This window comes from Methylobacterium sp. Leaf113 (genome assembly GCF_001423325.1).
GTDB lineage: Bacteria > Pseudomonadota > Alphaproteobacteria > Rhizobiales > Beijerinckiaceae > Methylobacterium.
Window position 1 is genome coordinate 29,661 of the sequence record NZ_LMNJ01000025.1, and the last position, 11,306, is coordinate 40,966.

Below are 11,306 nucleotides of genomic sequence, written 5' to 3' on the forward strand. Positions count from 1 at the left end.
GAGCGGTGGCGGGCGTCATCGATGCGAGAAGAGCGGCAGCGCCTTCGCGAAGGCCCGGGCGTGGAAGATCGTGGAGCCCTGGCCGCCGGTGCCGTCGTTCGTGACGATGAGGAGCTCGTCGGTGCCGGGCCGCAGCGCCATGCTGGTGGAGCGCAGGATGTGGCCGTCGTCGCGCCCCGGCAGCAGCACCTGCCCGATGGGAATGCCGTTGCGGTTGAACGCGAGGACGCGGCCCTGCCCGTAAAGGGCGACGTAGAGGTTGCCGTCGGAGTCCGTGCGCATCGAGTCGGGCGCCGGACCGGTGAAATGGTAGGCCACCGTGATCCCGAGCGGCGTCGGCGTGGTCGCGTCCGCGAGGTCGACCCGGTGCAGCAGGTTGCGACCGAACTCGGTGACCCACAGGGTCTTGCCGTCCGGGCTCAACGCCACGCCGTTGGCCAGCGCGAGGTTCGGCAGGATCGGGGTGACGGTCTTGAGGTCCCGCGCCACGTAGTAGGCGCCCCCCTTCGGATCGGTGGAGGTGCCCCGGAAATCGGTGAAGTAGAAACCGCCCTCGGCATCGAAGACGAGGTCGTTGACGACGTATCCCGCCTCCGACGGGATGACGGTCCGCATGTCCGTGCCGTCCGGTCGGACCGAGACGATGGAGCCGCGCTTGAAGCCACCGGTGCCGGCGGCGAAGATACGGCCGTCCCTGTGGATCGCGAGACCACCCAAGTTCAGGGCGTTCGACGGAACGACCGTGGTCAGTCGCCTGTCCGGCGTCAGGCGAAGCACGCGGCCGGTACCGGCATCGGTGAACAGCAGGTCGCCGCCCCGGTCGAAGGACGGCCCCTCCAGGGGGATCCCCTCGTCGGAAACCTTGAACCAGGGCTGGGCGACCACGCTCTGCAGGTCGCGCTCGCCGGGCGGGATCGGCACCGGTCCGCGTGTCCGTGCGCCGTAGGCGAGCGCGCCCGGGGCCTCATCTGCCGAGGTCACGCCGGCTATCCCCGAAAGGCAGGCCACGACGAGAAGCGTGTGAGCCAATGTATGTCGCCCCGGCGTCCCGTTGGTCATGGGACAGCCTCGATGGTGACCTTGACCGGGCCGGATCGCTTGAACGCGTCGGGGATGTGGCTCAGGCGACCGAGGCGGACGAGCCCGTCCGAATATTTGAAGTCCTTGTAGTAGATGGCGAGATTACCCCAGGGGGCATAGTAGGCGATGTCGCCCGGCTCCGGGTCGGCGCCCAAGGGCTCCCCCTGGACTGACAGGCGCTTGGGCAGGTCGCCAATCTTCTCGGTGCCGTTAAAATCCTTCAGGGTCAGCGTGAGGGGCAGGAGCGCGCGAAAGGCGCGGGCGCTTTCGCCATCGCCGAGGGTCGCGGTGACGCTGTCACCATTTGGGGAGTTCAGTCGTATCCGCACCGTGCTCATGGCGGGTGCCTTCTCGGGCTTGGGGCTGGGGATCCGGCGCTCCTGGCCGGGTTCGGCGTGAAGCGCCTGCAGGCCGGAAAGAAGGGTCAGACCGACCGCGAGGATCGCCGACGAGGACAGGGTGCGTCGCATGGTCGGCGCCTCAAGTCGCGGTGTAGCCGCCGTCGACGGGCAGGGCGACGCCGAGGACGAAGCTCGCCGCGTCGCTGCAGAGGAAGAGCACGGCTGCGGCGACCTCCTCGGGCCGGCCAAGCCGCTTGTTGGGCTGCTTGCCCATGATGACGTCCATCGCCTTGGGCTGCTCCTTGAGCATCTTGGCGACCATCGGGGTGTCGATGGTTCCGGGGCAGACGGCGTTCAGCCGGATGCCGCGCGGAGCGTTCTCCAGGGCGGCGCTCTGGGTCATCCCGATCACGCCGTACTTGGTGGCGTGATAGGCGGCGAGGCCGGGATTGCCGATGAGCCCTCCGATGGACGAGCAGTTGACGATGGCGCCGCTGCCCTGGGCCTGCATCTGGCGCAGTTCGGCCTGCATGCAGTTCCAGACGCCGCGCAAGTTCACCGCCATGACCCGGTCATAGTCCGCGTCCGGCACGTCCACGACGTCGTTGGCCGGGATCTGGATGCCGGCGTTGTTGAAGGCGGCGTCGAGCCGGCCGTAGGTATCGACCGTACGCAGGACCATCGCGGCCACCTCGTCAGCCTTGCTGACGTCGCAGCGAACGCCGAGCACCCGATGGCCCTCCGCCTCCAGCCGATCCGTGGCGGCCCGCAAAGCCTCCTCGTTCTGGTCGGACAGTACGACGGCGGCGCCGGCCTCGGCGAACATCCGGGCGGTCGCCAGACCCACGCCCATGGCGGCGCCGGTGACGAGGGCGACCTTGTTCTCGAAGGTGATCTGCATGGGAGGTTCCTCGGTATCGGTTTCGGCGGGATTCGGGGTTCAGGCGTTCGGCCGCTGGCGCCAGGCGAGGGCCGCGACCAGGGCCGAGGCGCAGAGCGCGGCGGCGCTGACCGCGAAGGTGGCGCGGTAGCCGCTCGCGTCGTAGGCGAGGCCGCCAAGGGTGGCCCCGAGGGCGATGGCGAGCTGCACCACGGCGACAAGCAACCCGCCGCCGGCCTCGGCCTCGTCGGGCAGCGCCCGGCTCAGCCAGGTCCACCACGCCACGGGTGCCGCCGTGGCGACCAGGCCCCATCCGGCGAGCAGCGTCGCCGACGCAACCGATGACCCGCCGACCACCGTCAGGGAAACGGCGATGGCCGCCATCACGAGTGGCATGGCGACCAGAAGGCTGAACAGGCGTGTCTTGAGGAGGAACCCGATCAGGTAGCTTCCGGCGAGACCTGCCGCGCCGGTGCCGAACAGGATCAGCGACAGCGTGGCCACGTCCACGTGCGGAACCGTCTCCAGGAACGGGCGCAGGTAGGTGTAGAGCGCGAACTGCCCGAGGAAGAACAGCGAGACCGAGAGCATCCCCAGGGGCACCTGGCGCCGGCGCAGGACCCGGAACACCGTGCCGGAATTGGCCGTCCGGTCGGACGGCATCGCGGGCAGGCTCATGAAGAGCCAGGCCAGCGTCACGGCCCCCAGCGGGACGACGCAGAAGAAGGCCCCGCGCCATCCGATATACGCCCCGAGGAAGCTGCCCAGCGGCGCCGCAACCGTTGTCGCGAGGGCGTTGCCGCCGTTGAGCAGGCCGATGGCGCGGGGAAGCTCGAACTCCGGCACGAGACGCATGACCGTCGCGGTCGACATCGACCAGAAGCCGCCGATGACGACGCCCACCAGGGCACGCCCGGCCATGAAGACCGCGGTGTTCGGCGCAAAGGCCACCATCAGGCCCGAGGCGATCATCAGGACGGTGAGCACGAGCAGGACGGTGCGGCGGTCGATCCCGCGCGTGGCCGTCGAGATGACAAGGCTCGTCAGCACCGCGAACAGGCCAGAGACGGCGATGGCTTGGCCGGCATGTCCCTCGGTCATGTGCAGGTCGGCCGCGAGCGGCGTCAGCAGGCTGACCGGCATGAACTCGGAAGCGATCAGCGTCGCGACGCAGAGGGTCATGGCGAACACCGCGCCCCATCCGCGGGCCGCCGTCTCGCGACTGAAGGTGGCATCGTCCGCGCAGACTTGGTTCGGGTTCATGGGCAGGCCGCCCCTTCCTAAATGTTCGAGGTCGAGGGCGGGCTTCAGGCGCCGTACTGCTGGTCGGAGACCTTCTCCAGCCAGTCGACGGGGCTGCCGTTCAGCGCCTCCTGGATGGCCATGTGGCTCATGGCGGTGGTCGGGCCGGCGCCGTGCCAGTGCCGTTCGCCGGGCGGGAACCAGATCACGTCGCCGGGGCGGATCTCCTCGATGGGACCGCCCTCGCGCTGGACCCGGCCGCAACCCGCCGTGACGACAAGGGTCTGGCCGAGCGGATGGGTGTGCCAGGCCGTGCGGGCGCCGTGCTCGAAGGTCACCAGGACTCCGCTGGTGCGGGCCGGTTCGGTCGCGCCGAAGAGCGGGTCGACGCGGACCGTGCCGGTGAACCATTCGTCCGGGCCCTTGCCGGAGGGCTGCGAGCCCGCGCGCTTGATGTCCATGGCATGCTCCGTGTGATCGATGGGTCCGGGCGCGCGAAGGCCCCCGGCGGCGCTGGACAGGAAACTAGCGTTTGGGCGCGAACCCGATTAGGTGCTCGAATGAACATGGGGTCATGAGCAGAGCTTATGGATGCTGCGCGAGAGCCTGAACGACCTGAGTGCCTTCGTCGCCGTTGCGCGGGCGGGTAGCTTCACGAAGGCCGCCGCGCAGCTTGGGGTGTCGCAATCCGCGCTGAGCCAGACCGTACGGGCCCTTGAGGCGCGCCTTGGCATACGGCTTCTCGCGCGTACAACGCGGAGCGTGTCGGCGACCGAGGCCGGCGAGCGCCTGCTCAAGGCGGTCGGACCACGCTTCGACGAGATCGAGGCCGGCCTGATCGACCTGGCCGAAATACGCGGGAAGCCTGGCGGGACCATTCGCATCACCGCGGACGAGCATGCGGCACGAACCGTACTTTGGCCCACCCTGCGCAAGGTCCTGCCGGACCACCCGGACATCAAGGTGGAGACCATTGTCGATTACGGCCTGACCGACATCGTCGCCGAGGGCATTGACGCGGGCATCCGCCTAGGGGGGACGGTGGCAAAGGACATGGCCGCGGTGCGGATCGCGCCCGACATGCGCATGGCCGCCGTGGCGGCGCCCTCCTACCTCGTGGGCCGTCCGGGGCCCGAGCGGCCGGAGGATCTCACGGGCCATTCCTGCATCAACCTGCGCCTGCCCACCCTCGGGGGGCTCTATGCCTGGGAGTTCGAGAAGGGCGGGCGGGACGTCCGCGTCTGGGTCGAGGGGCAACTCGTCTTCAACACGGTCACCCTGATCCTGGAGGCGGCGCTCGACGGGTTCGGGATCGCCTACCTGCCGCAGGACCAGGTGCAGGCCGGCCTGGACAACGGTCGGCTCACTCGGGTGCTGGACGACTGGTGCCCGCCATTCTCAGGCTATCACTTGTACTACCCGACGCTGTGCCGACCCTCTCCGGCGTTCGTCGTGCTGGTCGAGGCGCTGCGCTACCGGGGATGAGGTCGCCGTAGGGCCGTTCACGTTCCCGTAGCGGCGAGAGGGCCTCGCAGCCCCAGGCCGCGCTTGTCCCGAAGCGCCGCCATCGCCTCGTCGGCAGCCCTTTGCCCGCTATCGTGGGCCCCGTGGGCGGTCGTGAAGTCGAAGGCGTGGGTCGCCTCGCCCGCGAAGAAAAGCCGGTCCTGGTAGGGGCGGGCCAGCTGTACCCGCGCACCGGATCGGCCCGGCAGGGCGCAGCTATACGCTCCGCCGATGGAGGCCATCCGGCTCCACGACGTCGCCGCGAGCGGCCGGATCCCCGAGGCTACACCGCTGCCGAACAGGGCGGCCAATTCGGTGGACACGTGGGCGAAGCCGGCGGCCGGGCCCTCCTCCTCGACGATGCGGGCTCCGTCGCCCCCGAGGAACGCCTCGATCACCGGCCACCCGTTCGGGCGGATGGAATAGGCGGCCGATCTCGGATCGCGCAGGTTGCCGTAGGCATGCGTATCCGGCTCGAACGCGGCATCGCGCTCGATCTTCAGGAACAGCTTTTCGTTGCGGCCGAGCGGCAGGGCGGCGGCGGCCTCGCGCCAGGGGTCGACCCCGGAGGGAAGGCGGATCGCCTCGCCTGCCAAAACCGCGGTCGAGACGGTAAGGATGGCGGCCCCGGCGCGGACGGTGCCGGCGCGGGTGGTGACCGCGACGCCGTCCGCCGTCAGGTCGATCCGCTCGGCGGGGGTGGCGAGGCTCAGCGTCGTCGAGGTTGGTAGGCTGGCGGCGACCAACGTGCCGTAGCCGAGCGGCAGGTGCCAGTTCCGGCCCGTCGAGGCATCGTCGTAGGCCAGGTAGTCGGCTGCGGAGATCGACTCGGGACCAACGCCGCTCATGAAGCCGGCGATGGCTCGCACGTAGGCGTTCCAGGTGCCGCCGGGCTCAAGCGCATCGCTGGCTTGGTCACTGTCTGCCGCGACCAGGCGGAGCCGCTCCTCCCAATCGCCGTACGCCTTTTGCGCTGCCTCCTGGGCGCCCTCGTCCTGGGGGATGCCGGGGTGAGCCTTCGCCCAAGGCGGCTCTCCTCGGTCGACCGGGAAGCCCAACGTTTCGGCTATGCCGACCCAGGCATTGCGGTCGCCCGAATGGAGCCATTCGCACCCGAGGTCGAGCGGGTACCCGTCGATTTCCTGCGTGTGCGCGCGGCCGCCAAGGCGCGACGACGCCTCAAGCAGCAGAGTTGATGACCCGTGGGCCGCAAGCTGCCGGGCGGCACTGATGCCCGCGGCACCTCCCCCTACGATGATGACGTCGAACGCGCTGCCCATGGGATAAAAGTGAGGTCGGCCGACACAGCTTCCAAGGTTCGTGAGCGCTATGTCCGGGCCCTTTTCCGACCCGGCGCGATGCGGGCGGATTTCGAGCTCTATTGCGCCTTCCCGGTGGACGTGGAACGCAACAGGGACGACCTCAAGCGGGACGGAAAGCTGACGATGCCGGTACTTGCACTCCCCGGAGCGACCAGCGCGTTCGCACCTTTCACCGAAGGAATGATGCGCGAGGTGGCGAAGAATGTGACCTTCCGGACCATCGAACGGGCCAACCATTGGGTGCCGGAGGAGAACGCCAAGGCGCTCGTCAGCGCCATCACGGATTTCCTGTAGGAAGGGTTATGTCCGCTTACGGGCGACGGAAGCGTCCGGCCGAACGACCATGTTGGGTCGACTGCCGCTGGTCCGCTCTATGACCGGGTCGGGTGGAATGCAGACGTTCGTCGATGGCCTACCGAACGTCCGCATCAAGTCTGAAGCGGACGTGACTTGACCTGCCGCGATCAGGTAAATGTGAGATACCCGACCGAAAAAAATTGATTAACAACCGATGTCGACAAGCGCAGTACGGTTTAATACGATGCAATTATCGTTAGAAAAATTCAACCTCATCGAAAGCATGGCTGTTGAAGCTTTATTTCGACTTTGATGACGGCCGTACCCAGCTCAGGGATGAGGAAGGCATCGACCTTCCCGACGTAGAAACTGCACGGACGGAAGTTCTGAAGACACTCGGAGAAATCGCTAAAGACGCTCTGCCAAAAAGCGATCAACAGGCGTTCAGGGCCACGGTTCGTAACGCCTCCGGGGATGTCGTCTACAGCGCAAAGGTCACAATTTCCGGCGAGCAGCACGAACCATCCCGTACGTGAAGTTCCTCGTTTATCGCCGGCGCTGATTTCCGTACGGTTCTGTACGGAACAACACAAAGCCTTAGAGATTCCGATTTTTTGAAACCTTTTTTATTACAATTGTTTGGGTCGACATATTGGTCGAAGGGCATGGCCCGGGAGGGTGCATGCTCAATCCGTTCATCCAAAAGCTCAGTCGCCGTTTCATCCTCTCTGGGTCCGAAGAGAAGGCTCTCACCGATGCGAGTGCGCGCGTTCGCGATGTCCCATCCCGAACCGCACTCATCTCGGAAGGAGACGTGCCCGATCACGTCCACCTGATCCAGAAAGGGTTCGCCTGCCGCTATAAGGTGCTTCCAGGCGGTGGACGGTCGATTGTCGCCTTCCTCATCCCGGGAGACTTCTGCGACCTGAACGTGTCGATCCTCGGCGAGATGGATCACAGCATCGGAACGATCAGCTCCTGCGACGTGGTGCGTATCCCGCGTTCGGTGATGAATGANTTCCCCTGCCGCTATAAGGTGCTTCCAGGCGGTGGACGGTCGATTGTCGCCTTCCTCATCCCGGGAGACTTCTGCGACCTGAACGTGTCGATCCTCGGCGAGATGGATCACAGCATCGGAACGATCAGCTCCTGCGACGTGGTGCGTATCCCGCGTTCAGTGATGAATGACCTCAGCGGGAAACATCCGGGCCTGAACCGTGCCTTGCAGTGGGCTGGCCTCGTCGATGAAGCAATCTTGCGGGAATGGCTGGTGTGCATGGGCCGTCGTTCGGCCGACGAGCAGGTCGCACACCTGTTCTGCGAGTTCCTGATCCGCCTCCAGATGGTCGATCTCGCGACAGAGAACAGCTACCCGTTTCCCCTCATCCAACTCGACCTCGGCGATGCAACTGGGCTGTCGAATGTTCACATCAACCGGGTGCTCCAGGAGTTACGACGTTTGGGGCTGGTGGTGTTCAAGGAGAGGCGTGTCACCCTACCCGATGTCGCTGCCATCAAGGCCTATGCCGGGTTCAATCCGAACTACCTCCACCTGCATCCNCTCCAGGAGTTACGACGTTTGGGGCTGGTGGTGTTCAAGGAGAGGCGTGTCACCCTACCCGATGTCGCTGCCATCAAGGCCTATGCCGGGTTCAATCCGAACTACCTCCACCTGCATCCCAAGGCTCCCCCATACCACGCTATGTGAGGTACCCGACCGTTCTTTGGAACCAAGGGAAAAACACCCATTTATTAGTTTTTTGGTCGACACAGCGCCTATATCAAAAGTTATCGCGGCCACACTCTCGGCTTTCCGCGCCTGTGAGACCTCGTGTGCTCCCGCCTGCTGCGCGCGGAGAGCCCTGTGCCTCGCTACTTCTTCGATATCCATGACGGCCANGTGTGCTCCCGCCTGCTGCGCGCGGAGAGCCCTGTGCCTCGCTACTTCTTCGATATCCATGACGGCCAAACGCTTCGCGACGACGAGGGCATGGACCTAACCGGTCCTGAAGAAGCTGCTCGTCAAGCAAAGTCGGTCCTGCCTCAGATCGCAGCGCACGAGGTGCCCAAGGACGGCGAACACCAAGCCTTCTCGGTTCTGGTGACGGACGAAGATGGGCATCCCATCTACTCGGCCGCTGTGACCTACACGGGCACGTAGCTGATCCGGTGACAGGGCCCCCATCTGCCGAGCCGGATGGGGGACCGTGCTATCGAGCCGTGATGATCAACGCCGGCGGAGGCAGGATGCTGAACACGCCGATTTCAGCCTCGGACGACAGCGAAGCTATGGATAAGGCACGAGCCCTTGTTGATGGGCATGCCGTCGACCTCTGGGATGGCATGCGGTTCATCGATCGGTTCGAACCGCCTCGTCCTCTTCCGCGAACTGAGACCATCGCGGCATCCTGAAAGTCACGATTGATGGTCCGCTTAGCGTAATCTCCAGTCGTTAAAGCCTACGACCTCGAAGGTCTGAGTAGGGTCGGGACCCGCCGGTCCGTATTACGACCGGGTCGGGTGGGTGAACGAACCCGCTCGCGCGGGATTGGTGGCAGCTTCGAGGTTTTCGGATTGAGACGAGCGCCCTGCGCTGATTGAGCGTCGCCCGGCCTGGGCGGACGATCGAGGCTCCCTTCATCCGAGTGGAGCCATCCGATGACCATCCTTGCCGTTCCCGCCGCTGCCATGGGCTCGCTGCGCCAGCGCCTCGTCGACGACATGACCCTGCGTCGGTTCTCTCGTCAGACACAGCGCAACTACCTTCGTGATGTCGGGCGTCTGGCGACGTTCCTGCGGCGCTCGCCCGACACGGCGACCGTCGATGACCTGCGCCGTTTCCAGATCGCGCAGCAGGAGGTCGGCCTCGGGGTGCCGACGATGAATGCCATCGTCTCGGCCCTGCGGTTCTTCTTCGTCCATACGATCGAGCGGCCCGATCTCGCTCGCAGGCTGGTCCGCCTCAACCATCCGCGCCCGCTGCCCGACGTCCTGAGCCCCGAGGAGGTGGGGCGGTTGCTCGGCGCCACGGTCTGCCTCAAGCATCTGGCGGCCCTGTCGGTCGCCTATGGCGCGGGATTGCGCGTGGCCGAAGTCGCGGCGCTCAAGGTCGCCGACGTCGACTCGACGCGCATGCTCCTGCGGGTCGAGCGTGGCAAAGGCGGCCGCAACCGCAACGCGATGCTGTCCGCCGATCTTCTGAGTCTCCTGCGGCGCTGGTGGACCGAGGGACACCGGCAGGGCGTCCTGCATCGCGAGGGCTGGCTGTTTCCCGGACAGGACTGGGCCCGGTCGATCAGCACGCGCCAGCTTCACCGCATCGTGGTGGAGGCGGCCCGGTCGGCCGGGATCCCCAAGCGCGTCGGTCCTCACACCCTGCGCCACTCCTTCGCCACCCACCTCCTGGAGGACGGCGTCGATATCCGCGTCATCCAGGTGCTGCTCGGACACGCCCGGCTCGACACCACGGCGCTCTACGCCAAGGTCGCCACCCGGACGGTGCGGGCCGTGACGAGCCCGCTCGACAGGCTCGCCCTGTTCCATGGGGAGGGACCCGCGCCAGGTTGAGGCGATGCAAGCCGCGATCGAGCTGGCCGACGTCTTCCGTGCCGCAGGTCCCGCCTATCGCGCCGATGGGGCCGGGCACCTGAACCTGGCCGCGCGGAAGGTGATGGCGGCGGTCGAGCAGTGCCGCACGGCCAGCCTCGGCGGCCATGTCGAGGGCTGCGACGCGTGCGGCCATCTGCGGGTGGCCTACAACTCCTGCCGCAACCGGCACTGCCCGAGATGCCAGGGCGCGGCGGCGCGCGACTGGCTCGCCGCGCGCGAGGCCGACCTGCTCCCGGTCGGCTACTTCCACGTCGTCTTCACCCTGCCCGCCGAGATCGCCGCCATCGCTTTCCAGAACAAGGCCGCCGTCTACGACCTGCTGTTCCGGGCAGCGAGCGCGACCATGACGCGAATCGCCGCCGACCCAAAGCATCTCGGTGCCCGCATCGGCCTCACCGCCGTGCTCCACACTTGGGGCTCGGCCATGACCCACCATCCCCATCTCCACATGATCGTGCCCGGCGGTGGCCTCTCGCCGGACGGGACCCGATGGGTCGCGTCGCGCCCGGCCTTCCTCCTGCCGGTGCGGGTGCTGGGCATGCTGTTCCGCCGCCTGTTCCTCGAAGGGCTCGCCGCCCTCCACGAGGCCGGGACGCTCGCCTTCTTCGGCACCCTGGCCCCGCTCTCCGACGCCAAGGCCTTCGTCCGCGCGCTCGCCCCGGTGCGCGGTAAGCGCTGGGTCGTCTACGCCAAGCCGCCCTTCGCCGGACCGAAGGCCGTGCTCGCCTATCTGTCGCGCTACACCCACCGCGTCGCCATCTCCAGCCGGCGCATCCTCGCCTTCGACGGGGAAAACGTCAGCTTTGGCGTCAAGGACTATCGGCGCGCCGAGGGCGGGCAGGCGCGGATCATGACCCTGTCCGCCACGGAGTTCATCCGGCGCTTCCTCCTCCATGTCCTGCCGCGCGGCTTCCACCGCATCCGGCACTACGGCTTCCTCTCCGGCTCGAACCGGAAGGCTGGTCTGGCCCACATCCGCGCAATCCTCGGCACACCGGCCCCGCCGCGATCCACCGACCCTGAACCGGACAC

14 protein-coding genes are annotated in these 11,306 nt (G+C 66.8%); 8 read left to right on the plus strand and 6 right to left on the minus strand.

All coding sequences use genetic code 11. The features are described from left to right. Nucleotides 1–15 precede the first annotated feature (15 nt). The 5 genes from ASF60_RS15705 to ASF60_RS15725 form a co-directional block, all read right to left on the minus strand. Complete coding sequence (locus tag ASF60_RS15705) at nt 16–981, minus strand: SMP-30/gluconolactonase/LRE family protein (protein ID WP_244478451.1); 966 nt, start codon at nt 979–981, stop codon at nt 16–18. A 74-nt stretch (nt 982–1,055) separates the two neighbouring features. Then, nucleotides 1,056–1,550, minus strand: a complete 495-nt coding sequence (locus ASF60_RS15710) for a cyclophilin-like fold protein (RefSeq protein WP_244478452.1) — start codon at nt 1,548–1,550, stop codon at nt 1,056–1,058. Between the two features lie 10 nt (nt 1,551–1,560). Further along, nucleotides 1,561–2,322 (minus strand): SDR family NAD(P)-dependent oxidoreductase, encoded by a 762-nt coding sequence (locus tag ASF60_RS15715; RefSeq protein ID WP_056186821.1) that lies wholly within the window; start codon nt 2,320–2,322, stop codon nt 1,561–1,563. A gap of 39 nt (nt 2,323–2,361) precedes the next feature. Beyond that, nucleotides 2,362–3,564, minus strand: coding sequence for an MFS transporter (locus tag ASF60_RS15720; RefSeq protein WP_056186824.1), 1,203 nt, complete (start codon nt 3,562–3,564; stop codon nt 2,362–2,364). A 44-nt stretch (nt 3,565–3,608) separates the two neighbouring features. Continuing rightward, on the minus strand, nt 3,609–4,004 hold the full coding sequence (locus tag ASF60_RS15725; RefSeq protein ID WP_056186826.1) for a (R)-mandelonitrile lyase: 396 nt from the start codon (nt 4,002–4,004) through the stop codon (nt 3,609–3,611). 130 nt (nt 4,005–4,134) lie between these two features. On the opposite strand from ASF60_RS15725, the gene ASF60_RS15730 reads away from it, so the two are divergent. Next, complete coding sequence (locus ASF60_RS15730) at nt 4,135–5,028, plus strand: LysR family transcriptional regulator (RefSeq protein ID WP_056186829.1); 894 nt, start codon at nt 4,135–4,137, stop codon at nt 5,026–5,028. 17 nt (nt 5,029–5,045) lie between these two features. Here the strand turns inward: ASF60_RS15730 and ASF60_RS15735 are convergent, their stop codons facing one another. Further along, nucleotides 5,046–6,326 (minus strand): flavin monoamine oxidase family protein, encoded by a 1,281-nt coding sequence (locus tag ASF60_RS15735; RefSeq protein ID WP_056186832.1) that lies wholly within the window; start codon nt 6,324–6,326, stop codon nt 5,046–5,048. A gap of 78 nt (nt 6,327–6,404) precedes the next feature. Here ASF60_RS15735 and ASF60_RS15740 point away from each other — a divergent pair, with 78 nt between their 5' ends. The 7 genes from ASF60_RS15740 to ASF60_RS15765 all read left to right on the plus strand — a co-directional run. Next, nucleotides 6,405–6,662, plus strand: a complete 258-nt coding sequence (locus tag ASF60_RS15740; RefSeq protein ID WP_056186835.1) for an alpha/beta fold hydrolase — start codon at nt 6,405–6,407, stop codon at nt 6,660–6,662. A gap of 293 nt (nt 6,663–6,955) precedes the next feature. After that, nucleotides 6,956–7,201 (plus strand): DUF6894 family protein, encoded by a 246-nt coding sequence (locus tag ASF60_RS15745; protein WP_056186839.1) that lies wholly within the window; start codon nt 6,956–6,958, stop codon nt 7,199–7,201. 146 nt (nt 7,202–7,347) lie between these two features. Further along, a partial coding sequence (locus ASF60_RS25350) for a Crp/Fnr family transcriptional regulator (RefSeq protein WP_210168781.1) occupies nt 7,348–7,682 on the plus strand: 335 nt, incomplete at its 3' end. A 259-nt stretch (nt 7,683–7,941) separates the two neighbouring features. Next, nucleotides 7,942–8,225 (plus strand): helix-turn-helix domain-containing protein (locus ASF60_RS26245; protein ID WP_443136768.1); only part of this gene is annotated, 284 nt, incomplete at its 3' end. Nucleotides 8,226–8,598: 373 nt separating this feature from the next. Further along, entirely contained in the window at nt 8,599–8,826 is a 228-nt protein-coding gene (locus ASF60_RS26250) for a DUF6894 family protein (RefSeq protein WP_056186859.1), read from the plus strand. A 497-nt stretch (nt 8,827–9,323) separates the two neighbouring features. After that, a complete protein-coding gene (locus ASF60_RS15760; protein ID WP_056186845.1) occupies nt 9,324–10,232 on the plus strand; it encodes a tyrosine-type recombinase/integrase in 909 nt (302 codons plus the stop codon). Nucleotides 10,233–10,236: 4 nt separating this feature from the next. After that, the coding region (locus ASF60_RS15765; RefSeq protein WP_056186864.1) for an IS91 family transposase at nt 10,237–11,306 on the plus strand (1,070 nt) is incomplete at its 3' end.